This window comes from Olsenella sp. oral taxon 807, from assembly GCF_001189515.2.
Taxonomy (GTDB): Bacteria; Actinomycetota; Coriobacteriia; order Coriobacteriales; family Atopobiaceae; genus Olsenella_F.
On sequence record NZ_CP012069.2, the window covers coordinates 247,440 to 269,852 of the forward strand.

Below are 22,413 nucleotides of genomic sequence, written 5' to 3' on the forward strand. Positions count from 1 at the left end.
CGCTGCCCTCATGAGCGGCGCGTCTCTTGCGTCACTAGAATCATTATGATATCAAAATGATTTGCGGTCAAGAGTCTGTCGAAGACGTGATGGGCGACTTTCTGCGCTATGCTGACACGGGAGGGGGATGGGTAGACACATGGAAGAGCTTTCCGATACAACAGTTATGGGACTGGGGCTTCCCGACTTCGTTGCTAAGTCGATTTTCGTTGCGGTAGTCATCATAGCCACACTGCTCGTCCAGTACGTGCTTGTGCGAGCCATACGAAAGGCGCTCGACAACTCGAACATCCCCTCGGCGTCCATCTTCATCAACATCGTGCGTGCCATCTTATGGCTTGTCGCCCTGCTCTCGCTCATGCAGCCTATCTTTGGTATCAACCCCACGGGCCTCGTCGCGGCCCTGGGCGTTGGCTCCGTCATCATCTCCCTCGGCCTGCAAGCGACGGTTGCAAACATCGTGTCGGGCCTTGGCCTCATGCTAGGCAAGGTCGTCGAGCCCGGCGATGAGGTCTCAATCAGCGGCTTCTCGGGCGTGGTCACCGACGTCACCTGGCGCCATACCATCGTTCGCGCACGTGATGGCACAGAGCAAGTCATCCCTAACTCGGTGCTCAACACCTCGGCGCTCACTCAGCGTACGCGCTGGGACGTGGGAGACTGCGAGGTCAGCTTTGTGGTGCAAACTGGCGCCGACCTCGATGAGGTCGAGCGCGAGGTCATCGGACGTGGGGAGGCCGTGCTTGGCGACAGGCTCGACAAGAGCATTAAGAGCAGCGTCACGTTTGGCGAGATGGACGCAGCGGGCATCACAGGACATGCACACTTTCACCTCAAGGACGGCTGTGCCATGGGTGAGGCTAGAGACAAGGTCGTCCGCTCGATCGCAGCGAGTCCTTGGCTGGCCGGTGCGACGCCTGCAGAACCCTAGCTCCTGCCGCCGCATTGCCGGTGGCTCTCGCCTTGGTCTATTCCAGACACCACCGCCGGCAGCCTGCTGCGTTGGGTGGCCTGTCGTGCCGAGCCGCGTGGCAGCGGATCAGTCCCACGAAGAGGAGGCCCCATGGAGAAGATAGCGAGCTTTACGGTCGATCACCTGCTGTTGGAGCCAGGCGTGTACGTGAGTCGCGTCGACTCCTGGCAGGGGATCGACGTCACTACCCTTGACCTGCGGATGGTCGCTCCAAACCGCGAGCCACCGATGGACACCGCTGCCGTCCACGCCATCGAGCATCTGGGGGCGACCTTCCTGCGCAACGATGCCAGCTGGAAGGAGCGCATCGTCTACTTTGGTCCCATGGGTTGCCGCACGGGCTTCTACCTCGTGCTCTTCGGCCTCGTGACACCTAGGGAGGCCCTCCCCTTGATCGTGCGCCTCTTTGAGCTCATCGCGTCCTTCGAGGGCGAGGTCCCGGGTGCCCAGCCCAAGGAGTGTGGCAACTGGCATGACAGTGACCTTGCGCAGGCCAGATGGTGGGCTAAGCGCTACCTAAAGAACACCCTTCGCGGTATCGACGACGCGCACTTGAGCTATCCAGGGCAGCAGGCATGAGGCTGGGCATCGTCGGCGCGATGGACAGCGAGCTGGCCCATCTGAAAGGCAAGCTTGCTGACGTGCAGGTCAGCCGTTGGACGAACATGGACTTCTTTGCCGGGACGCTCGGCAGGACCTGCGCAGTCATCGTCAGGTGTGGTGTGGGCAAGGTCAACGCCGCACTCTGTGTGCAGGCGCTCGCCGATCACTTCGCTGTGACCCACGTAATCAACACAGGCGTCGCTGGTTCGCTCGACGGTGCCATCGACATCGCCGACATCGTGGTCTCGACCGATGCGGTCCAGCATGACATGGACGTCACGTCCTTGGGCTACGCGCCGGGACAGATACCGGACCTTGACGTGCTGGCGTTTCCTGCCGACCCCGCACTTCGGGCGCTTGCGCTCGAGGCCGTCAAGGTTGCCGCGCCCGCTGCGCGCGCCTTCGAGGGACGTATCGCCTCAGGAGACCAGTTCGTGCACTCCCCAAGCCAAAGGGAGCGCATCGCCTCGCTCTTCAAGGCCTGCTGCGCCGAGATGGAAGGTGCCGCCTTCGCCCAAGCCTGCTACCTCAACAGCTTGCCCTTCGTGATCATTCGAGCCATCAGCGATAAGGCTGATGGCTCCTCGAACATTGATTATCCGAGCTTCGAGAAGGCTGCCGCCGAGCGCTGTGCTCGCATCGTCGAGCAGATGGCAGTCCTGCTGGGGAATGCCACCCACAGAAGAGGGGACGGCTGAGGTTAGCCGCCTAGTTGAGGTTAGCCGCCCTTGGTTTTGCCTCGGCCTGAGTCCTTGCCCTCACGCTCCCTGCACGCCCATGCCCACGAGCTCGGGGCCCGTGTGCACGATGAGGTCGGGTGGCAGGCTAGACGAGAGGAACTCGAGTATCTCTGCCCTCACCTGACTGCGCAGCCTCGTCTCGAGCAGGCTGCGGACCTTGGACGTCGCCTTGGTGCAGCAAAGGGCAAGGCGCACGCGGTCGAAACCGTTGGCCTTCTCGGCCACGACCCCCACGATCGTGTCGAGAGCCTTCCCCCAGCCCCGCACCTTCTTGGCTATGGTGTAGTAGCCCTCCTTGCTGCAGGTCAGGATGGGCTTGATGTTGAGGATGCTCCCGAGTCGGTAGATGGCGCTGTTGATGCGTCCGCCCTTGTAGAGGTACTCGAGCGACTTCACGGCAAAGAAGACGTCGGTTCTCTCGACGCTCTGTGTCAAGCGCTCCTCAAGCTGTTCGAAGGGTACACCCGCCTCCACGTACTCGACTGCGCGCCTCACGACCATGCCGGCTGCTATGCCTATCGACTTGGAGTCTACGACCAGCACAGGGAAGCCCTCCATCTCGTTGGCGACCATGCGTGCGGTCTGGTTGGTTGCCGAGAGTGCGCTCGCTATCGTGACAACGACGGCCTTCGTGTAGCCGTCGTCCCTAGCTTGCTCCAAGACCTTGCGCATCTCGTGGGGGGATGGGAGCGACGTCGTGGGGATCTCTTCGCCAAAGCGACGCACGACCTCATCCGAACTGATGTCGATGCCGCTCGAGAACGTCGAGCCATCGGAGTAGATGATGCGCAGGGGCATGATGCGTATGTCGTGCTCCTTACGGAAGTCCTCGTCGGTGTCTGTGCCCGAGTCGGTGATGATGGCGATGCGCTGCTTGTTCATAAGTCCCTCCGCAATGCCTCGATGGTGTACGCGTCGACCAGTGTATGCCTGAGATGGTGAGGACGCTACCCCATCCTACCCCCGTTTACACAAGCCTAATGTGTTCAAGCTGGATTTGGGCGGCGCTGCTCAAAAGTCCAAGGTGGTGTCACGTATGCTGAGATACGGGGACGAGGTGGGCGGTGGTTTCGGTAGGGTGCGCCCTCGGCGCGCGGTGACGTGAGGTGACGAGCATGTCAGGCAAGGGCTCCATGAGGGAGAAGCTGGCGCTGGGGCTAAGGAAGGCGCAGGCGCTTGGCTCGGGCGCGACCGGTGGCGCCGAGGCGAGTGCCAAGACCAAGCGGGGGAAGAAGGCCAAGAAGAAGGCCAAGGCTGCCAAGTCCAAAGGTCAGGTCGAGGAGCTCGCTGGGACCAAGGACCGCGATGATGGCAAGGACCAGTCCGGAACAACGGAGGACCAGGGTGGGCTCGAGGCACACGGTGGCCCCGGTGTTCCTCAGGCTTCCCTCGAGCGTAGCGAGGACCAAGATAGTCCTGAAAGGTCATCCGAGAGGCCACAGCGCCCCAGCATCATCCGTGAGCCTAAGGTCCTGCGCCGCTTGGCCCGACGCTCGGCTCTCGAGAGTGTGACCTCCAACGGCACGGTCGCCGCCGCAGTCATGGTCGTGGCGGCGCTCTTGGCCGTGGTTGTTGCCAACTCCGCCGCCTATGAGCCGCTTCACGAGTTCCTCGAGCTGCCGCTGACGCTGGGAGTGGGCTCTCTCTCTGCATCCATCACGCTTGAGGGCTTCGTGAACGACTTCCTCATGGCCATCTTTTTTCTGCTTGTCGGCATAGAGCTCAAGTACGAGATGACCGTGGGGCAGCTTAGGAAGCCGAGACAGGCGGCCCTGCCCATGCTGGCAGCCGTGGGGGGTGTCTGTGTGCCCGCCCTCATCTACCTGACCCTCAATTATGGGGGCGCCGTGCACGGTTGGGCCACGCCCATCGCGACCGACATCGCCTTCGCCCTGGGCGTGATGTCGCTCCTTGGTGATCGCGTCGCGCCCGCGACCAAGGTCTTCTTCCAGACCCTCGCCATCGCCGACGACCTCGTGGCTATCGTGGTGCTCGCCTTGTTCTACGGGCAGACGCCCGACATTGCCTGGGTGGCCGCATCGCTGATAGTGGTCACGGTGCTCGCGGGCATGGCGCGTGCGCGGGTCTATGCTGCGAGGCCCTACCTGGCCGTGGGGATCGTGTTGTGGCTGTGCATGTACAACTCGGGTGTCCATGCGACGCTTGCGGGCGTCATTCTCGCCTTCTGCCTGCCCGCCCGCTCTGACGTACGCCTTGGGGGGCTGCGTGGGTGGCTGGGCGACCAGGCACGCATCCTCGATGACCGTTACAGCGACAAGCACCATGTCCTGGGCCAGCACGACTTCATGGCCTCCGCGACCTACATCGAGCGGATCATGCATCATGTGACGCCGCCGTTGCAGCGCGTTGAGCGCAGCATCTCGGTCTCAGTGAACTACCTGATACTTCCGATCTTCGCCTTTGTGAACGCCCAGGTGCGCCTCGTTGGAATGGACCTGTCGGCACTCTTGGCCGACAGGGTCGCCCTTGGCGTGTTCTTTGGGGCCGTTCTCGGCAAGCCTGTCGGCATCATCCTCACGACCTGGGTGCTCGTCAGGGTGGGTTTCGCGAGGCTCCCGAAGCGCGTGACCTGGAACCAGGTCGTTGCCGTCGGCATTATGGGCGGCATGGGCTTTACGATGTCCATCCTCATCGCAGGTCTCGCCTTCCCCAGTCCGACCGAGGTCATGGCGGCAAAGTGCGCGATCCTCTCGGCGTCGTTCATGGCGGGGTTGTTGGGCATTTTCCACATGCGGGTGGCATACCCGCTCGTCAGGTCCCTCCGCAGGCGGCGGCGAAGGATGACAGACCAACGAACGGGGCACGTGGCGTAGGGGTGCCTGTTGTGCCCCACGTACGTGCGTCTGCGGAAGCTTGGGCATGGGGGTCGCTGGAGCACGCGCTCGCCGCACGTGTGCGCTCGTTGCCGGGTTGGGACAGGGTCTCGTACGCCGGTTGATCGCCAGGCCAAGGGTCCTCAGGCCAATCTGGAGAAGCGGGAGCTCTGGTCCCGCTGTGTTGGGGTCCCGCTGTGTTGACGTTGCCCGGCCATGCCAGCATTCCCTCGAGCGTACCACTCGACGCCACCGAGTGGCACGCGCGTCGTGCACTCGACGCCACCGAGTGGCGCAGAGATTGGAGAATGCCCAGTTGCCGGAGAATTTCGTGCCACTCGACGCCACCGAGTGGCACGCGCGTCGCGCACTCGACGCCACCGAGTGGCGCGGTGAGGTTGCATCCAGCTGAGGTTGCATCCAGCTGAGGCTGCGTCCAGCCCCCTGTCATACCGAGCGGGTTCGCCGGATTACTGCGTGTCGTCGGGCCTAGTACACGGTACCGTAGCTGTAGCCCCAACCGTGCGCCGTGATGATCGAGTTCATCTGGTCGCAGAGGCGGCGCCTGGTGTAGCGACCTCCCGGCAGCAGATCGACGACCTCACGTAGGTCGCCACAGATGCCCTCGATGTCGGCGCGTACGAGGACGTCGATCTTCGATACGAGGCGCTTCGGGTCATCCTCAAAGAGTCCGTCTACCAAGTGTTGCAACTCACCGTACTCGGGTGCGCCCGTGTCACCTGGCAGGACTGTCTGGTATTGGGAATGTTCGTTGTCTCTCATAGGCATCATGCGAGAGATGGTAGCGTATGTCAGGACAGCGTGGAGGACTTCACGCAAACCCCCGCCAAGGAACGCGCTCTTGGCAAATGCCCCCGGCGAGCACTCCCGGCACGTGGCCCTCACGAAAGTGCCCCGCAGATTCTGGGGCACTTTGATCCGAACGCCAACTGGGCAAACGTTCTTGACAAGTGCCCCGCAGATTCTGGGGCACGTTGCGCAGGACTCCTCTGGGGCACGTTGCGCAGGACTCCTCTGGGATCACCTGCGTTGGCCTGGCTCACCAAAGCCTCCAAATTACCTCACACCGCAGATCTGTGTCACGGCTATGCCTCGCGCAGGGAGTATACTGCCTTATGGCTCTCAGCTGCAGGAGCGTGTTGAGCCATGGACGGGTCAGGGGTAAAGCAGCGGTAGTCGAGGACCGCAGGTGACACGAGTGTGGTCTATCGCTGGGTATATGAAAGGAAACCAATATGTCAAAGACGATGAGGCGCAACGCGTATGAGCTGATGTCGGACGAGGAGCTGGAGCGCGCGATCGCAACGTTGGAGCGTCAGGTGGATGACATCCGCGCCGAGCGACTCTCGCTCGACATGGCCCGAGGCAAGCCCAGCCCCGCTCAGACCGCCCTCTCCAGACCCATGCTCGACCTCGTGAACTCTACGGCGTCGCTCAGCGACGGAGATGCGATAGTGGACAACTACGGTACACCGGAGGGCCTGCCTTCCGCTCGCGCCCTCGCGGCCGAGATCCTGGGCGTCAAGGCCGAGAACGTCGTGGTCTCTGGCTCCTCGAGCCTAAATCTCATGCATGATCTTGTGGCTCACGCATTCACGAACGGTGTCGCGGGCGCAGAGCCCTTCTACCGGCAGGGTGATGTCATATGGCTCTGCCCGTCTCCGGGCTATGATCGCCACTTCAAGATAACCGAGGACCTCGGCATCAAGAACGTCGTCGTCCCAATGCGCGAGGACGGCCCCGACATGGACCTGGTGCAGCGTCTCGTTGAGGACGATCCCAAGGTCAAGGGCATCTGGTGTGTTCCCAAGTATGCCAACCCCACGGGTGTCACCTACTCTGACGAGGTAGTTCGTCGCTTTGCTGCCCTAAGGCCGGCGGCTTGCGACTTTCGTATCTACTGGGACAACGCCTACGCCGTGCATTGCTTTGGCGAGAAGGACGACGTGCTCCTTAACGTCTTTGACGCTCTTGCGGAGGCGGATGCCGACAACCTGGTGTACGAGTTTGGCTCCACGGCCAAGATGACCTTCCCGAGTTCGGGCATCGCGTTTGTCGCGGCGGGCGACGAGGACATCAAGAGGGTCCGCGCCGCATTCGCCGTCGAGCGTGTGAGCTCCGAGAAGTTCTCTCAGCTCGCTCACCCGCGCTTTCTCAAGAATCTCGCGGGCGTCAAGGCTCACATGGCCAAGCATGCCAAGATCGTGGGGCCGCGCTTCGCCCTCGTGGAGCAGAAGCTCACGGATGGCCTTGCACAGTTGGGCGTCGCGCACTGGTCACACCCGCATGGCGGCTACTTCGTCTCGTTCGAGGGGCAGGAGGGCTCGGCTAAGCGAACCGTCGCTCTGATGGCGGAGCTTGGCGTCAAGCTCACGTCGGCAGGCGCCACCTATCCGTATGGCAAGGATCCCGCCGACTCCAACATCCGCATCGCGCCGACCTACCCCTCCCTCGACGACCTCCGTAAGGCCCTTGACGTCTTTGTGGTCGCGGTCAAGCTCGTCTCGGCCCAGCTTGCCCGGGAGAGCCGCGCCTGAACAGGGTATCCGCGAGTCCAGCCATGCTGACTGGCGATGCGGCTGTGAGGAGCATTTGCGCACATTGCCTCTTGTTGACGTGTATTCTGTAGAATCAATATCCTGTGTACCGGTATACTGGCACGCACGGATAGGCAGGCGTTGGAACTCTCGTCGCAATTGACACGTGAGCACGCCAGGAGGGTTTGATTGATGGCTAGCAGGAGGAACAGGCGCGCGGGTGGAGCGGCCAAGGCCAAGCGGACTGCGGGTAGTGAGGCTGCCGACAAGAGGACGGACAACAGTTCCGATCTCTCGGGCAATCCTAATCGCAAGCGCCTTGCCAGGGCAAAGGTGGTCAAAGGTGGCAAAGACGGCAAGAAGCGATCTGTCTTCAAGCCGACCATCGTTGACAGGATGGGCGGTAAGAAGCGCACGAAAGAGATAGCCGTTGCCGTCTTCGCCGTCATCATCGGCGTCTCGATGATGCTGCCGTCTCTCGCATACATCTTTACCGGCCACGGCCCATCGGGTCAAGGCTCGAACTCCTCTCAGTCGAGCGACTCTACCAACTCGTCCGAGAGTGCCGGTGATGACGGAGGTTCGACGGACAGTGGCAACACTGACTCTTCGAACGAGGGGGCAAAAAACGACATAGCCAGCATTGATGACAGGTACCAAAAGCCCATCTCCTCGCTGGAGGACAAGCTCGCGAGCGCGACCGATGACACCAGCAAGCTTCCCACACTCCTGGGTTTGGGTGATGACTACCTGCAGTGGGCCCTCGCAGCAAGTAGGCAGGCTAGTGACGATGCCGGTAAGGCCCACGTCAGTGAGCTTTACGGTAAGGCCATCGACTACTACAAACAGTATCTTGCCATCAACGACTCGGGTGCGGTCAAGGTGAAAATCTCCCAATGTCAGCTCTACAGCGGCGATACCGATGCGGCCGTACAGACGCTTGAGGCGCTCACGCAGGCCTCGCCCGACTACGGTCCCGCCTGGGTGTATCTTGGTGTTACCTATGTCCAGAAGGGTGATAACACCAAGGCGATCAACGCCTTGAAGCGGGCGGAGGCGGCAGATCCCAATGACGAGTACGGGGCCAAGACGCTTGCGCAGAAATACGAGGAGTATCTCGCCTCACGATCGAATCCCTCGGGCTCGACGACGGGTGCCACAGGTTCGGGTTCTTCGGGAGGAATGTCTCTCGTGGACAGACTCAACTCGGGAATGAAGCTCTAGGGGTGCGGTAGCCAGGGGCGCGGTGGTGTCCAGCGGGGGTGGTGACCTCACGGGCGGTGTCGGCGAGCGTCGCATCTCACGGAAACGGAGTGAACATGAGCATTGCAATCACAACGAGCGAGGGCGTCGGCGCCACGCGTGTTGCCTGTGCTGGTGAGGTGGACGTGTCTAACGCCTCCGAGCTCAGGGATGCCCTCAATCAGGCGCTCGAAGGGGCGCCTCAGACCCTTGAGGTCGATCTGTCCGCGGTTTCCTACATCGACTCCACGGGCATCGGCGTCCTTGTGGGTGTCGCGCATCACGCGAAGGATGAGTCCGTCGTCTTCAAGGTACTGCGCCCGCAGAGGAACGTCGAGCGCATCATGGGCATCCTGGGCGTGGACGCAGAGCTTGGGGTTGAGCGGTAGGAGACGTGACTTGTGTGCGGCCGTCACCGTGCAGCCGCTATGACATACGACAAGGACGAGCCGTCGTGGCGCAATGCTGGAGACACAGCCAGCTTTCGCCGGCGGCAGGAGAGGTGTTCACGTGTTTGGCATCGGGGAGACGGAGCTGGTCATCATCGTCACCTTCGCGTTTTTGCTCTTTGGTCCGGACAAGCTTCCGGGTATGGGCAGGACGATCGGTCGTGTGCTCAGGCAGTTCCGTGACGCTCAGGAGGGCTTTACGAAGGTTGTTCAGAGTGAGGTCCTAGATCCCTTGAACGAGGCGATGGGCGATGCGGGTGCACAGAACGGTACCAAGCGTACCGCAGCCCTTGAGGAGGATGCGGACCGCAAGAGCAAGAGTACGGGCAAGAGCGTGCCCACAAAGGGTGGGGGCAAAACGTTTGCCGAGCGCAAGGCACAGGCAAAGACGAAGGACAGGAAGGCTGTCGGGACGGGGGGCGAGCAAAGGGGAGGCGTTGATGCTAGTGCGCTTTACCAGAATACGAAGGAGAAGCATCCCTCCTCACGGAAGGGGTCTAAGGAGTCTGGGGGCAGCGCGCCTATGACTGTCGGTGACGTCGGCGCGCCAGCGTCTGTCGCTGTCCGGCCGACCACGACGGTCTCGACCTCCAAGCGTCTGTGTCTGCTTATGGGGACGTTCGGGCGCCCGCAGGCAGTCTCTGTGCCCAAGCGCCCTTCGGCGGCGTCAACGCTCACGTCAGCGCGCCTTTGTCTGCTGACGGTTGCGATGCCACCGCACCATCTGACAACGACGCCGCCCAGTCAGCTGGCGCTAGCGTCCACGCGTCGTCGCCCGCAGGTGGCGTCCACGTGCCTGACGCCCCCAACGTCCAGGCGCCGGCGCCTGCTGGCGGCCATGGCGCCGGCCCGCTGTCTGGCGGTGGCTTCACCGGAGCGCCTGCACCCGCCAACAATCCCGATGTCGTCCACGACGGGTGAGGGAGAGTAACCATGCCCATTGGACCAGCACGCATGCCCCTGATGGATCACCTTGGCGAGCTGAGGCGCCGTCTTGCGATCGTTGCCGTGTCGCTCCTCGTCACGTCTGTCGTGGTCTATGTTGCCACACCCACTCTCATAGACATCATGCTCGACCCTATCAGGGATGTGTTCGAGTCAAACGAGCTGACGGTCCTCAGCGTACTCGGCGGCTTCACGATTCGCTTCAAGGTGGCCTTCTTCTTCAGTCTCATCATTTGCACACCAGTCATCGTCTGGGAGGTCATGGGCTTCTTTCTGCCCGCCCTCAAGCCCAGCGAGCGCAGGTGGGTGATACCTACGGTGGCCGCGATGATCCTACTCTTCTTTTTGGGCATGGGTTTTTGCTATCTGGTGATCCAGAAGCCTACCATTGGATGGATGGTAGCCCAGAGCCGTGCCATCGCAGATGTCATTCCAGAAGCCGAGGACTTCCTCAACATCATGATGCTCCTGGAGATTGGCTTCGGCTTTGCCTTCCAGCTGCCGCTCATCGTCTTCTACCTCTCCATCCTGCACGTGGTCCCCTACAAGACCTTCCGCTCGCAGTGGCGCTACGTCTACATCGTGCTGCTTGTGATCTCGAGCGTTGTCACGCCTGATGCCTCGCCGGTGACCATGATCCTGATGTTCGCCGCGCTCATTGCCCTCTATGAGATCGCACTTTTGATCGCGCGCTTTGTGCTCATTGCGCGGGACGGCAAGGAGTCACTCAAGTGGAGCCGGGAGGAGTACCAGGAATATGGGGACTCGATCCGACCCCATGAGGGAGATAAAGGAGGGACCGTAGACGCGCGCGCAGCTCAAGACTCTGACGCCCGGAGAGGCCGGGGGATCGCTTTGGGTCATCCAGGCCTTACGGTCCTGCGCTTGGTGGCCCTCGCCGCCTGCCTGGTGTTCGCGATCATGCTGGCTACGGCGCCGCCCCGTGAGGCGCCGAGGGTCGGTACCATCGGCACCGGCTGCTCCTACGAACTCGACACATGGTCTGGCACGCTCACCATCTACCCCACGGACGGCGCGTCGGGGGAGATGGCTCGCGTCCGTGACGCGCTGTCTGACGATGGCGACCTCTTGGACGCCATCAGATCGGTAACCGTCAAGGAGGGCGTCGTGGCGCCCGCAGACTCAAGTTACCTCTTCGGGAGCCTGCGCGCGATGGAGTCTCTTGACCTCTCGGGTCTCGACACCTCGCGGGCCACCGACATGAAAGGTATGTTCCAGAGCTGCGGGTCTCTCCGATCCCTGGACCTCTCGGGCCTCGACACCTCGCGGGTCACCGACATGGAGGATATGTTCTCCATCTGTTTGTCGATCTCCTCCCTCGACCTCTCGCCGCTCGACACCTCGCAGGTCACAAACATGAAAGACATGTTCTCCAACTGCTTTTCGCTTCGATCCCTCGACCTCTCACCGCTCGACACCTCGCGAGTCACCGACATGTGGGGCATGTTCCAGGGCTGTTCGTCGCTTCGATCCCTCGACCTCTCGCCGCTCGACACCTCGCAGGTCCAGTACATGGGGTACATGTTCTCCAACTGCTCGTCGCTCTCGTCCCTCGACCTCTCGCCGCTCAAAACCTCGCGAGTCACCGACATGGGAGGTATGTTCTGGGGCTGCTCGTCGCTCTCGTCCCTCGACCTCTCGCCGCTCGATACCTCGAGGGTTACGGACATGAGCAGCCCTATCGGGTTCGGCATGTTTGAGGACTGCTCGTCGCTCTCCTCCCTCGACCTCTCGCCGCTCGACACCTCGCAAGTCACAAAAATGAGTGGCATGTTCAGGGGCTGCTCGTCGCTCTCGTCCCTCGACCTCTCGCCACTCAAAACTTCGCAGGTCACGGATATGAGTGGCATGTTCAAGGGCTGCTCGTCGCTTCGATCCCTCGACCTCTCGCCGCTCGACACCTCGCAGGTCACGGACATGTGGGGCATGTTCGCCGACTGCTCGTCGCTTCGATCCCTCGACCTCTCGCCGCTCAAAACCTCGCAGGTCCAGTCTATGGGGGGCATGTTTGATGGCTGCTCGTCGCTTCGATCCCTCGACCTCTCGCCGCTCGACACCTCGCAGGTCCAGCATATGGGGTACATGTTCGCCGACTGCTCGTCGCTCGCGTCCTTGGACCTCTCGCCGCTCAAAACCTTGCGGGTCGAGAGCATGTGGTACATGTTCTCCGGCTGCTCATCGCTCCGATCCCTCGACCTCTCGCCGCTCGACACCTCGCAGGTCAAAAACATGAAAGACATGTTCTCCGGCTGCGCATCACTCCGATCCCTCGATCTCTCGTCGCTCAAAACCTCGCGGGTCATGGACATGAGTGACATGTTTGATGGCTGCTCGTCGCTCCGATCCCTCGACCTCTCCCGCCTTGACACCTCGAAGGTCACACGCATGGACTTCATGTTCTCCGGCTGCTCCTCGCTCGCGTCCCTCGACCTCTCCCGCCTTGACACCTCGAAGGTCACACGCATGGACTTCATGTTCTCCGGCTGCTCCGCGCTCGCGTCCCTCGACCTCTCGGGCTGGGACACCTCAGAGGTCACCGGCATGTGGGGGATGTTCTTTGGCTGCTCCTCGCTCTCCTCGCTGGCGGTCGGGGAGGGGTGCGGGGGCGTCCTCTCGGCCGACAGGCACACGGCGCTCCCCGCGGGCGTGGGCAGCAGGGGGTGGTACTCCGAGAGGGACAAGAGGTGGCTCACACTGGGCGAGCTCTCGTCCTCTCGCCAGGGGGTGGCCGACACCTACACGGCCCCCGAGGCCTGGAGGTCGCTGGTGTCGCCGCAGGCGGCCCAAACGTCGCCGTAGGGACAGCCGGGTTGGGGTCACCCCGGCCCCGGCCGGCGAGGTGATGCCACTCGCGGGTGAGGCACGCGAGGGTTCCGATCACGTCGGGTTCCCCGGGGTCCTCGGCGGCAGGCGTCCGTCAGGCGGCGGTCCGCACGAGGGTGCAGGCAGGTTACGTGTCGCTCGCTGGCGACAGTACATGTGTGGACAGCTGGCGGCAAGCTACGTGCAGTCAGCTAGCGACCAGAGGGGGTCTCGGGCCGCAGGTTCGGCGCAATCTGCTATAGTCTCCAACCCATGGGTGGGACCTTATGCCGCGCCCACCCGACCAAGAGGCACGAAGGGAGCGTGAGCCTTGAAGCTCGTTGTCACAGAGAAGAATGACGCCGCACAGCAGATCGCCCGGCTCCTCTCGAGCGTTGGCAAGCCCAAGGCCGAGAAGGTCTATGACACGCCCATCTACCGCTTCACGCACGATGGGGAAGAGTGGGTCACCATAGGGCTTCGTGGACACATCATGGCACCGGACTTCCCGCGCGAGCTGCGCTACAGCAAGGCCGAGGGCTGGTTTGCCGTGAGCGAGGATGGCGAGCTGCTCTCTGCCGCCGTACCCGACGCCTTGGCAAAGCCCCCCTATGACAGCAAACGCAAGCCCTTTCTCGCCGACGGCATCGACATCAAGGGCTGGAAGGTCCCAAGTCTTCCCTACCTGGTCTGGGCCCCCATCGAGAAGCTCCCCGCCGAGAAGGGCATCATCCGTGCCCTCAAGAACCTGGCCAAGAAGGCTGACTCCATCGTCATCGGCACGGACTTCGATCGTGAGGGCGAGCTCATCGGCTCGGACGCCCTGCGCCAGATGCTCGAGGTCGCGCCTGATGCCCCCGTCTCTCGTGCGCGCTACTCGGCCTTCACGAAGGCCGAGATAGACCATGCCTTTGCGAACCTCGTCGAGCTTGACCAGGATCTTGCCGATGCGGGAGAAAGCCGCCAGTACATTGACCTCATCTGGGGCGCCGTGCTCACGCGCTACCTCACGATGGCCCGCTTCGGCGGCTTTGGCAATGTCCGCTCGGCAGGTCGCGTGCAGACGCCCACGCTGGCCCTCGTCGTCGAGCGCGAGCGTGAGCGCGAGGCGTTCGTGCCCGAGGACTACTGGGTACTCTCGGGCATGCTGGCTCCCAAGGGTGTGCAGGACGAGGAGCAGCGCTTCAGGGCCACGCACGCGACGGCCCGCTTCAAGGACAAGGCAGCGGCAGACGCCGCGTACGCCCGCGTCAAGGACGCCCGCACGGCCACGGTCAGCGACATCGAGAGGAGGCGCTTCACGACCAGGCCTCCTGCGCCCTTCAACACGACCTCGCTCCAGGCTGCCTCTTCCTCTGTCGGCCTCACGCCGGCACGTACGATGCGCGTCGCCGAGTCCTTGTACATGGACGGCCTCATCTCGTACCCACGCGTGGACAACACGGTGTATCCTCCCTCACTCGACCTGCGCGCCTGCGTGCAGAGCCTTACAGGCGTGCCGCAGTACGCCCCCTACTGCAGGGAGCTCCTGTCCGCAGGCAAGCTCGTTGCCACGCGCGGCAAGCAGGAGACGACCGACCATCCCCCCATCTATCCCACGGCTGCGGCCGACCCCGACAAGCTCGACGCGGCCGCGTGGAAGCTTTACAACCTGGTCGCCCGCCGCTTTCTTGCGACGCTCTCGAAGGCGTCGGTGAGCGAGTCCACGAAGCTCTCCCTCGACGTGGCCGGCGAGCCCTTCAACGCATCAGGCGTCGTTGTCGTGGAGGAGGGCTTCAGGGCCATCTATCCCTTTGGCCAGAAGAAGGACAAGGTCCTGCCAGCGCTCGCTGTGGGGGATGACTGTGACGTCCACTCGATGGAGCTCGACGCCAAGCAGACCGAACCGCCCGCCCGCTACAGCCAGGGGCGACTCATCCAAGAGATGGAGAAGCGCGGCCTCGGGACCAAGTCGACCCGTGCCTCCATCATCCAGCGCCTCTTTGACGTCAAGTACCTCAAGGGCGACCCCGTGGAGCCAAGCCAGCTCGGCATGGCCGTCATCAAGGCGCTCACCGCCTACGCGCCGCACGTCACGAGCCCCGACATGACCTCGGAGCTCGAGGCTGACATGACCAAGGTTGCCGAGGGGACAGACAGCCAGGAGCAGGTCGTCATGCACTCTCGCGCGCTCCTCTCGGGCATGGTCGATGCCCTGATCGAGCACAAGGACGACCTAGGCGAGGCCATCGCCGATGCGGTCACGGCGGATGCCAAGGTGGGAAGCTGTCCTAGCTGTGGCAAGGACCTCGTGATGAAGCGCTCTGCCAAGACGCGCGGCAGCTTCATTGGCTGCATGGGCTGGCCCGACTGCGACGTCACCTACCCCGTGCCGTCCAACGTGAAGGTGGAGCCAATCGAGGGAGAGGCGGGTGTGTGCCCTACGTGTGGGGCGCCTCGCATCAAGTGCAAGCCGTTTCGCTCCAAGGCCTACGAGCTGTGCGTGAACCCCATGTGCGAGACCAACCGTGAGCCAGACGTGATCGTGGGGGAGTGCTCGAAGTGCAAGGGGGAGGGCCGTCATGGCGATCTTGTCGCCCACAAGAGTGAAAAAACGGCCAAGCGCTTCATTCGCTGCACCAACTACGACGAGTGCAAGGTGAGCTATCCTCTGCCACAGCGCGGTGAGATCCACGCCACGGGCGAGACCTGCCCCGACTGCGGGGCTCCCATCGTCGAGATCGTGACGGCCCGTGGCCCGTGGCGCATCTGCGTCAATATGGACTGTCCCAGCAAAGAGAAGAAGACCGCATCGGGCCGGAAGGCCGCGTCGGGGCGCACGGGTACGTCGGGCAAGAAGGCCGCGCCGAGCCGGAAGGCCGCGTCGGCTAAAACGGGCACATCAGGCCGCAGTTCTCGCGCTACCGCAAACAGGCGCAAGACGGGTACGGGCGCGCACAAACCTGGCACAAAGAGGGCAGCCAAGCGCTCCGGCTCTGCAGAGGACTCAAAGTCATGAGCAAGCGTCGTGGCAGCTTCATCACCTTCGAGGGCATCGATGGCTCCGGCAAGACGACGCAGGCCAGGCGGGTGGCTGACCTGCTTGGGGCGGCGGGTCTTGACGTCGTGCTGTTCCGTGACCCGGGAGGGACCGTCGTCGGCGAGCAGATACGCGCCATCCTCCTCGATTCCACTTATGCGACGATGTCCGATGCCTGCGAGCTTCTCCTCTATGAGGCATCTCGCGCCCAGCTCGTGAGCGAGGCCATACGTCCGGCCCTCGAGAGGGCCTCCGTCGTCGTCTGCGACCGCTACTTCGATTCGACCTATGCCTACCAGCATGGTGGGCGTGGCCTCGACGAGGATCTCGTGAGACGCTGCAACGAGCTTGGAAGCTGCGGTGTCGTTCCCGATCTGACGCTCGTGCTCGACCTTGACGTCTCGACCGCGCTCATGCGCACGGAAGGGCGCGACCCAGATCGTCTCGAGGCCGAGGGCCTGCACTTTCAGGAGCGTATTCGCGAGAGCTACCTCAGGCTTGCCAAATGTGAGCCTGCCCGCGTGCGCGTCGTGGATGGTGACGCGGGTGAGGACGAGGTGTTCTCGCACGTGGTGACTCAGCTCGTTGAGGCCTGTCCTCAGTTTTGTTCTGCTTTGGGCGAGGATGCGAGGCCATCCTCATGAGGAGGGCGGGGAGGGGGTGTGCGCGAGATGTGTGCAACAGCGGCTGATTGCGTGGCCTCGACCGTATCTCCGCAGGCACTTCAGGTCCTTGATCAGCAACCCCGCGTGAGGGATTATCTTGCCAAGGCGTATGGGGAGGGCAGGATCAGCCATGCCTACCTCTTCGTGGGAGCCCCCGGCTCTGGCATGCACGACGCTGCCCGTGCCTTGGCGCAGCTCATCGTCTGTCCCCACGGTGGTGATGCGAGCTGCGACGAGTGCATACGCGTGGCACACCGGACTCATCCCGACGTCCGCTACCTCAAGCCCGAGAGCGCCACCGGCTATCTCGTGTCGCAAGTGCGCGAGCTCATCGATGACGCGGCGCTTGCCCCCGTGCGCGCCAAGGGCAAGCTGTACATCTTAGACGACGCGGGGCTCTTGCGTGACGCCTCAGCAAATGCCCTGCTCAAGACCATAGAGGAGCCGCCTCGGGGAGTCCACTTCGTCCTCATGGCGCGCTCTGCGGCAGCCGTTCTGCCTACGATCGTCTCGCGTTGTCAGCAGCTGCCGTTTCGTGTCGTCTCGCCCGGCGTCGCCGAGAGGGCCGTCGAGCTCGCCTCGGGCTCCTGCGGAGGGGACGCCCGCATTGCGCTTGCGGTGACAGGCTCGCCGGGACGTGCGGCGGAGTTTCTGGCCTCCCCCGACAGGCAGCAGGCACGTCGAGAAGTCGTTCGCGCCCTCGATGAGCTTGCGCGTGACGACATGTGGGATGTCCTCATCTCCGCGCGTCGGATAGTCGATGCCGTGCGGGTTCCGCTTGACGAGTACAAGCTCTCCCAGCAGGCCTCGCTCAAGGAGCGCGCAGACTACCTTGCCCCACCGGCGATGAGGCGGATCGAGGCTGCCAACAAGCGCGAGCTCACGGCACGACAGCGTTCGGGTATGATGGAGGCGCTTGCTGTCGCAGAGTCGCTCCTGCGTGACGTGCTCATTCGTCGCGAGGGGGTGGATGAGTCCCTCGTGAACGAGGACGCGGCGGACGTCGTGGACCGCATGGCGCAGGCATCGACAAGCGAGGCCGTGATCAGGGCCCTTGGCTGCGTCTCTGGGGCGGCCTGCGACCTCGCCCACAACGTAACACCTCAGCTGGTCATGGAGACCATGCTCCTCTCTGTCAAGGAGGCTCTTGCATGCCCACCGTCATACCGGTGAAGTTCAAATACGTGGCACACGACCTGTGGTTCGATCCTGCAGATACGGGTGCTGGAGAGGGAGACTACGCCATCTGCGCGACCGAACGCGGACAGGAGATAGGCCTTTGCACCATGGATGCCATGGAGGTGGACGAGGAGCGCCTCAGGCAGCGGATAGATAAGGCGAGCCTGAGTAGCGTGGTGCGCATCGCATCGGAGTCCGACCTCGATCGTGCCGACAAGCTCGCCCGGCAGGGTGAGGATGCGCTTCCGACCTTTCGTGATTCTGTGTACAAGCTGAATCTTGACATGAAGCCCATAGGCGTCGAGTACCTCTTCGACGGTGGTCGCGTCGTGTGTTACTTCTCGGCGGAGGATCGTGTTGACTTTCGCCAGCTCGTGCGTGTGCTCAGCCGTGAACTGCGCAAACGCATCGACATGCGCCAGATCGGGGTGCGCGAGGAGGCCGCCCTTGTGGGTGGTTTCGCACACTGTGGGCAGGAGCTCTGCTGCGCGCGGCTAGGTTGCAGGCTGGAGCCCGTCTCCATTCGAATGGCCAAGGAGCAGGACCTGCCGCTCAACACATCCAAGATCTCGGGTGCCTGCGGGCGACTCATGTGCTGTTTGCGCTACGAGTTCGATGCGTACAAGGACTTCAAGCAGCGCGCGCCCAAGCGTAACGCCGTGATAGAGACGCCGCTCGGCAAGGCGAAGATCGTCGAGTATGACACGCCCAAGGAGCAGATATGCCTGCGTCTTGAGAATGGAAAACAGGTGCGCATCCCCCTCGCGGAGATGCAGACCTCCGAAGCGGCGGTCAAGAAGAGCGAGGAGCTGCACTGCCCCTGCCGCCCGGATATGGTGCCGCGCTCGGCGCTCGAGAGGCTCCAATCGCCCGAGGTGCAGATGGCACTCGCGGAGCTCGATCGGGTCCATGGTGTGGTTCCCAAGGCTGCCTTCGATTCGGCCGACATATTCGTGGAGAGCAAGCCACGTCGTCGTAGCCGGAGGAGCCGCAGGCAAGATGGTAGCATGAGTGGCGCCCAAGGTGCCGACGGCGCCCGCTCAACCTTCCATCCCCGGGGCGCAAAATCTGCGCCCACCCCGCGCGAGGGTGACGAACCGTCCGCGCGGACCCAAAATCGCTCGAAGCGTCGGCGCAAGAAAGGTGGCGTCGGTGGAGTTTCTGGCGGCAGTCCAACCAAGGAGCGGGTGCAGGAGACGCCGGTTAAGTCCGACGCAAGGCACCGTCGCCGCCACCATGAGGATGGTGATGTCAGCGACGGAGCAGTGTGGCCGGCTACGACCTTGGTGAGGTCTGATGGCGCAGGCATGCCGCAGGACCGTCCCGTCCGTCGCCGCCCAGGAGATCGTGGGGGACAGCAGGCAAAGGTCCAGACTCGAGGCCAAGACGGACAGCGCACACAGGCTCAGGGCACGGGAACGCACGAGGGCACCAGTAAGCCCAAGAGGCGTCGTCGCAGTGGTCGAGGGCGTGGCAGTGGCGGTGGTGGTCTTGGCACCCAAGGCCCAGGCTCAGATCCCAGTTCCGCCACATGAGCGAGTTCGTGTCGCCTTGCGGATCCTTGGCCCTACGGGGTGCTGCAGAGAGGACAGATCAATGTACGAGCTTTCCACCGAGCATTGCTTTGATAGCGCCCACTTCCTGACCGACTATCACGGCGCGTGCGAGAACCTGCATGGGCACCGGTGGCGTGTGACGGCATATGTTGCGGCAGACGAGCTGGTCACAAGCGGTACCGAGAGGGGCATGGTCATGGACTTCGCCCGGTTCAAGCGCATCGTCCGCGAGGAGTGCGATGCGCTCGACCATAGCTTCCTCGTCGAGGAGGGGTCGCTCAGGCCCGAGACGATCGCTGCACTCGAAGGTGAGGGGTTTGTACTCACGTTGCTGCCCTTCAGGACGACGGCCGAGAACCTCGCTCGTTACCTGGCCGAGCGTCTTATCGCACGGGGCCTGCCCATACGTCGCGTCGATTGCGACGAGACCCCCAACAACCGCGCGAGCTATGTGCCGCCCAGCTGTGCCTTCGAGTGAGCAACCCCCTTAGGTTCCCATGGCGTGCGGCAACGTTGCCGCTGCACGTAACGCCCCGCTTCTTCAGTTGGGCCATTCCTGCTCCAGTCTTCTTGCTTTTGCGAGGCATCCGTCCTGTCCCATGCGTTAGTATGTACACACATACGCGTCTCTTTTGACCGACGGTCGAACGTACGGAAGGGGATCTGCACAGGCGAGTGAACCCACAGGCATGCCTGCAGGTGTGATATGTACGAGCAGTGCCTGTCATCAGTCCGTCCCTTGTCTGGGCCCGTCACCTGTCGGCTAGGTTGCGCAGGTCTGTCGGATCAGGGGACGCGTCATGTAAGGGGTTGGGCACTTTGGAAGAGGAAGAGGCACACATGGCGGCACGCGTACTTCATGGCGTGAATCTCGCTGGCTGGCTGACGCTCGAGCCGTGGGTTACCCCCCGGCTCTTCGCGGACTCCGGAGCGCTCGACGAGGACGCCCTCATCGCCTCTATCGGCACCAAGCGCTATCGCGAGCTTATCAGCGAGCATCGCAGAACCTTTCTCTCCCAGAAGGACTTCACCTCGATAGCGTCTCGTGGCTTCAACGCCGTGCGTCTCGCCGTTCCCTGGTACGTCTTTGGTGATGCGGGGCCTGACAGCGGTCCCTTTGTGGGCTGTCTCGAGTACGTAGACGAGGCCTTCTTGTGGGCAGAGGACATCGACCTCAAGATCGTGCTCGCGCTTGCCGTCATTCCTGGGTCGAAGGCCGCCGGCACGGACTTCGCGCATGACCGCGAGGATTTCTCGCGCCGCCGCGAGGCCATGCTTGTCGTTCTGGGCGCACTCGCAAAGCGCTATTCTTCACGCATGGCCCTTGCGGGCATAGAGGTCGCCGATGGCGTCGTCGCCCAGACGCGCCGGGGGTTCACGCTTAGTGATGGTGTGCCCCTGCATCAGGTGCGCAACTACTACCGCGAGGCGTACGAGAGCATTCGCACCAATGCGCCGGACGTCACGGTCATCCTGCCTGACGCGGGCATGCCTGGTTCTTGGCGCAGGTTCATGCCACCAAGGCGCTATGAGAACGTCTGGCTCGATAGTCACCTCTACCACTACCGCGACCATATTGACTCCGTTGGTCCCACGGGTATTCGCATGTTGTCGAACGCGTCTCGCGAGTCGATGAGGCTTGCGAGGAAAAGCGGCCTTCCCGTGATGGTGGGCAAGTGGTCGGCATCGCTTCCGTTTCCGGACTCCGTCACGACGCCCGAAGGCAGGATCGCGCTCGAGCGCGTCTACATCTCAGAGCAGCTCGCGATCTTCAAGAGCTGCCCTGCCTGGTTCTTTAACACATGGAAGACGGACAAGCATCTCGACGGCTGGGACGCCCGTGTCGCGCTCTCATCCTTCGAGCGGGCGATGCTCACGTGAGCCAAGGGGTAGTCGAGGGCGAACCCGTCACCTTCGTGCGTCAGCCGCAGGGAGAAGGGACCCTCTTCGTCGTGGGGACGCCCATCGGCAACCTCGATGACATCTCGGTGCGCGCCCTACATACACTTCGTGAGGTTGATCTCATCCTATGCGAGGACACGCGGGTGACGGGCAGGCTGCTGTCCCATTTTGGCATCCGCGCGGCGCTCAGGCGGGCGGACGAGCACAGTTTGGCGGAGCGCATCGCTCCCGCGCTTAGCCGCATCGAGCGGGGGGAGAAGGTAGCGTTTGTCTCTGATGCGGGTATGCCGGGTGTGTCCGATCCCGGCCAGCGCCTGGTGGATGCCGTCCTCGATGCGGGGCTTGCCGTCGAGGTCATTCCCGGTCCCTCTGCCGTCACCTGCGCACTTGTGGCCTCGGGGCTTCCCATGGAGCACTTCTTCTTTGAGGGCTTCCTTCCGCGCAAGAGAGGTGCGCTGCTCACTCGGCTCGAGGAGCTCGCGGCGGTGCCTGGTGCGCTCGTCATCTATGAGTCACCACATCGCGTGCCCGCGACGCTCGCGGCTATCGCCGACGTGCTCCCAGAGCGCCAGGTCGCCCTTGCGCGAGAGCTCACCAAGCTCCACGAGGAGGTCGTGCGAGGTCCCGTACGCGAGGTGGCAGACGAACTTATCGCTCGGGAGGACCTCAAGGGCGAGTGCGTCATCGTGATCGCGGCGCCGAGCGCGGATGAGCTCACGTCCCTGCGCCGGAAGCGACAGGCCGACGTTCCCCTTAACGAGGCCGTGCGCGAGGGGCTTGTAGCAGGCGAGCCCAAGAGCGCACTTGCCAAGCGCCTCTCCAAGGCCTATGGTGTGTCCCGTGCCAAGGTATACGGTCTGGCTCTCCGCACGAGCGGAGGATGCTGCGGCCAGGAAAAGTCCGCCGCGTCGACGGGAACCTGACG

General features: G+C 63.0%; 18 protein-coding genes and 1 pseudogene. 17 read left to right on the forward strand and 2 right to left on the reverse strand.

Annotation, left to right across the window (positions count from 1 at the left end):
- Positions 1-127 precede the first annotated feature (127 nt).
- From ADJ70_RS01095 to ADJ70_RS01105, 3 genes are all read left to right on the forward strand, one after another.
- On the forward strand, positions 128-931 hold the full coding sequence (locus ADJ70_RS01095) for a mechanosensitive ion channel family protein (RefSeq protein ID WP_253273207.1): 804 nt from the start codon (positions 128-130) through the stop codon (positions 929-931).
- 132 nt (positions 932-1,063) lie between these two features.
- Positions 1,064-1,552, forward strand: coding sequence for an S-ribosylhomocysteine lyase (locus ADJ70_RS01100; RefSeq protein ID WP_050342765.1), 489 nt, complete (start codon positions 1,064-1,066; stop codon positions 1,550-1,552).
- Positions 1,549-2,274: a 5'-methylthioadenosine/adenosylhomocysteine nucleosidase gene (locus ADJ70_RS01105; protein ID WP_050342767.1), complete on the forward strand. Its 726-nt coding sequence runs from the start codon at positions 1,549-1,551 to the stop codon at positions 2,272-2,274. The genes ADJ70_RS01100 and ADJ70_RS01105 overlap by 4 nt, the downstream gene beginning before the upstream one ends.
- A gap of 60 nt (positions 2,275-2,334) precedes the next feature.
- Here the strand turns inward: ADJ70_RS01105 and ADJ70_RS01110 are convergent, their stop codons facing one another.
- A complete protein-coding gene (locus ADJ70_RS01110) occupies positions 2,335-3,198 on the reverse strand; it encodes a DegV family protein (RefSeq protein WP_050342770.1) in 864 nt (287 codons plus the stop codon).
- A 233-nt stretch (positions 3,199-3,431) separates the two neighbouring features.
- Here ADJ70_RS01110 and nhaA point away from each other — a divergent pair, with 233 nt between their 5' ends.
- A complete protein-coding gene (nhaA, locus tag ADJ70_RS01115) occupies positions 3,432-5,150 on the forward strand; it encodes a Na+/H+ antiporter NhaA (RefSeq protein ID WP_253273208.1) in 1,719 nt (572 codons plus the stop codon).
- Between the two features lie 489 nt (positions 5,151-5,639).
- On the opposite strand, the gene ADJ70_RS01120 is transcribed toward nhaA, so the two are convergent.
- Complete coding sequence (locus tag ADJ70_RS01120) at positions 5,640-5,933, reverse strand: hypothetical protein (RefSeq protein ID WP_216597292.1); 294 nt, start codon at positions 5,931-5,933, stop codon at positions 5,640-5,642.
- Between the two features lie 473 nt (positions 5,934-6,406).
- Here ADJ70_RS01120 and ADJ70_RS01125 point away from each other — a divergent pair, with 473 nt between their 5' ends.
- The 13 genes and pseudogenes from ADJ70_RS01125 (at position 6,407) to rsmI (ending at position 22,411) form a co-directional block, all read left to right on the forward strand.
- Positions 6,407-7,708 carry an aminotransferase class I/II-fold pyridoxal phosphate-dependent enzyme gene (locus tag ADJ70_RS01125; RefSeq protein WP_083443716.1) on the forward strand — a complete coding sequence of 434 codons (1,302 nt, stop codon included), beginning with the start codon at positions 6,407-6,409 and terminating at the stop codon, positions 7,706-7,708.
- A 192-nt stretch (positions 7,709-7,900) separates the two neighbouring features.
- Positions 7,901-8,932 (forward strand): lipopolysaccharide assembly protein LapB, encoded by a 1,032-nt coding sequence (locus ADJ70_RS01130; protein ID WP_050342772.1) that lies wholly within the window; start codon positions 7,901-7,903, stop codon positions 8,930-8,932.
- Between the two features lie 95 nt (positions 8,933-9,027).
- The gene (locus tag ADJ70_RS01135; protein ID WP_050342774.1) at positions 9,028-9,339 is read left to right on the forward strand and encodes an STAS domain-containing protein; all 312 of its coding nucleotides are present in this window, start codon (positions 9,028-9,030) and stop codon (positions 9,337-9,339) included.
- Positions 9,340-9,460: 121 nt separating this feature from the next.
- The gene (locus tag ADJ70_RS01140) at positions 9,461-10,330 is read left to right on the forward strand and encodes a twin-arginine translocase TatA/TatE family subunit (RefSeq protein ID WP_050342776.1); all 870 of its coding nucleotides are present in this window, start codon (positions 9,461-9,463) and stop codon (positions 10,328-10,330) included.
- 2 nt (positions 10,331-10,332) lie between these two features.
- Positions 10,333-11,103 (forward strand): annotated as a pseudogene (tatC, locus tag ADJ70_RS15190) (twin-arginine translocase subunit TatC); the annotation flags it as partial.
- Positions 11,104-11,517: 414 nt separating this feature from the next.
- A complete protein-coding gene (locus tag ADJ70_RS15195; RefSeq protein WP_253273285.1) occupies positions 11,518-13,164 on the forward strand; it encodes a BspA family leucine-rich repeat surface protein in 1,647 nt (548 codons plus the stop codon).
- A gap of 334 nt (positions 13,165-13,498) precedes the next feature.
- On the forward strand, positions 13,499-16,165 hold the full coding sequence (locus tag ADJ70_RS01150; protein ID WP_050342778.1) for a DNA topoisomerase I: 2,667 nt from the start codon (positions 13,499-13,501) through the stop codon (positions 16,163-16,165).
- Positions 16,162-16,830, forward strand: a complete 669-nt coding sequence (gene tmk, locus ADJ70_RS01155; RefSeq protein WP_050342780.1) for a dTMP kinase — start codon at positions 16,162-16,164, stop codon at positions 16,828-16,830. The genes ADJ70_RS01150 and tmk overlap by 4 nt, the downstream gene beginning before the upstream one ends.
- 27 nt (positions 16,831-16,857) lie before the next feature.
- Positions 16,858-18,024: an ATP-binding protein gene (locus ADJ70_RS01160; protein ID WP_050344671.1), complete on the forward strand. Its 1,167-nt coding sequence runs from the start codon at positions 16,858-16,860 to the stop codon at positions 18,022-18,024.
- The gene (locus tag ADJ70_RS01165) at positions 18,003-19,565 is read left to right on the forward strand and encodes a regulatory iron-sulfur-containing complex subunit RicT (protein WP_050342782.1); all 1,563 of its coding nucleotides are present in this window, start codon (positions 18,003-18,005) and stop codon (positions 19,563-19,565) included. Before ADJ70_RS01160 ends, ADJ70_RS01165 begins: the two co-directional genes overlap by 22 nt.
- Before the next feature lie 61 nt (positions 19,566-19,626).
- A complete protein-coding gene (locus ADJ70_RS01170; protein WP_050342783.1) occupies positions 19,627-20,064 on the forward strand; it encodes a 6-carboxytetrahydropterin synthase in 438 nt (145 codons plus the stop codon).
- A gap of 362 nt (positions 20,065-20,426) precedes the next feature.
- Positions 20,427-21,467, forward strand: a complete 1,041-nt coding sequence (locus tag ADJ70_RS01175; RefSeq protein WP_050342785.1) for a glycoside hydrolase family 5 protein — start codon at positions 20,427-20,429, stop codon at positions 21,465-21,467.
- Complete coding sequence (gene rsmI, locus ADJ70_RS01180; protein WP_253273209.1) at positions 21,464-22,411, forward strand: 16S rRNA (cytidine(1402)-2'-O)-methyltransferase; 948 nt, start codon at positions 21,464-21,466, stop codon at positions 22,409-22,411. Before ADJ70_RS01175 ends, rsmI begins: the two co-directional genes overlap by 4 nt.
- Positions 22,412-22,413 lie beyond the last annotated feature (2 nt).

What these genes read in the sequence shown, in the direction of transcription:
- ADJ70_RS01120 (WP_216597292.1), bottom strand. Translation starts at nt 5,933, where the DNA reads ATGAGAGACAACGAACATTCCCAATACCAGACAGTCCTGCCAGGTGAC.
- tmk (WP_050342780.1), top strand. Translation starts at nt 16,162, where the DNA reads ATGAGCAAGCGTCGTGGCAGCTTCATCACCTTCGAGGGCATCGATGGC.
- ADJ70_RS01095 (WP_253273207.1), top strand. Translation starts at nt 128, where the DNA reads ATGGGTAGACACATGGAAGAGCTTTCCGATACAACAGTTATGGGACTG.
- ADJ70_RS15195 (WP_253273285.1), top strand. Translation starts at nt 11,518, where the DNA reads ATGGAGTCTCTTGACCTCTCGGGTCTCGACACCTCGCGGGCCACCGAC.
- ADJ70_RS01170 (WP_050342783.1), top strand. Translation starts at nt 19,627, where the DNA reads ATGTACGAGCTTTCCACCGAGCATTGCTTTGATAGCGCCCACTTCCTG.
- ADJ70_RS01110 (WP_050342770.1), bottom strand. Translation starts at nt 3,198, where the DNA reads ATGAACAAGCAGCGCATCGCCATCATCACCGACTCGGGCACAGACACC.
- ADJ70_RS01175 (WP_050342785.1), top strand. Translation starts at nt 20,427, where the DNA reads ATGGCGGCACGCGTACTTCATGGCGTGAATCTCGCTGGCTGGCTGACG.
- ADJ70_RS01125 (WP_083443716.1), top strand. Translation starts at nt 6,407, where the DNA reads ATGTCAAAGACGATGAGGCGCAACGCGTATGAGCTGATGTCGGACGAG.
- nhaA (WP_253273208.1), top strand. Translation starts at nt 3,432, where the DNA reads ATGTCAGGCAAGGGCTCCATGAGGGAGAAGCTGGCGCTGGGGCTAAGG.
- ADJ70_RS01100 (WP_050342765.1), top strand. Translation starts at nt 1,064, where the DNA reads ATGGAGAAGATAGCGAGCTTTACGGTCGATCACCTGCTGTTGGAGCCA.
- ADJ70_RS01135 (WP_050342774.1), top strand. Translation starts at nt 9,028, where the DNA reads ATGAGCATTGCAATCACAACGAGCGAGGGCGTCGGCGCCACGCGTGTT.
- ADJ70_RS01165 (WP_050342782.1), top strand. Translation starts at nt 18,003, where the DNA reads ATGCCCACCGTCATACCGGTGAAGTTCAAATACGTGGCACACGACCTG.
- ADJ70_RS01160 (WP_050344671.1), top strand. Translation starts at nt 16,858, where the DNA reads ATGTGTGCAACAGCGGCTGATTGCGTGGCCTCGACCGTATCTCCGCAG.
- ADJ70_RS01130 (WP_050342772.1), top strand. Translation starts at nt 7,901, where the DNA reads ATGGCTAGCAGGAGGAACAGGCGCGCGGGTGGAGCGGCCAAGGCCAAG.
- ADJ70_RS01105 (WP_050342767.1), top strand. Translation starts at nt 1,549, where the DNA reads ATGAGGCTGGGCATCGTCGGCGCGATGGACAGCGAGCTGGCCCATCTG.